The following is a 243-nucleotide window of genomic DNA, read 5'->3' as shown; positions in this document are numbered from 1 at the left end:
TTACTTTAATTAATTGATTGATCAAAAAGATTCTAATTCTCATGTTCTCGAATGATTTAAATCCGTAGAATACTCGTTTCATTGTCTTTATGTGGGTATTCTTCGCTTCTATTTTTCCATTGGAATAAGGATCGATCATTGCGTTGGTGATGCCTTCTTCATGGGTCAGAAGGTTTTGAAGCTTCTCCCGAAAGCTGTCATCTAACGTTTCGGGAAGTTCTGCCAATAAGGAGAAAAATAAGT

1 protein-coding gene is annotated in these 243 nt (G+C 35.8%); it reads right to left on the bottom strand.

The window, feature by feature from the left end; translation table 11 throughout:
• Positions 1 to 243, bottom strand: a 243-nt coding sequence (locus IGI96_RS19795) for a transposase (RefSeq protein ID WP_438785723.1), incomplete at both ends; no start/stop codon positions are given.

It is taken from the genome of Enterococcus sp. DIV0421, from assembly GCF_051713745.1.
GTDB classification, from domain to species: Bacteria; Bacillota; Bacilli; order Lactobacillales; family Enterococcaceae; genus Enterococcus_D; species Enterococcus_D casseliflavus.
This window is presented reverse-complemented; position numbering and strand designations above follow the sequence as displayed.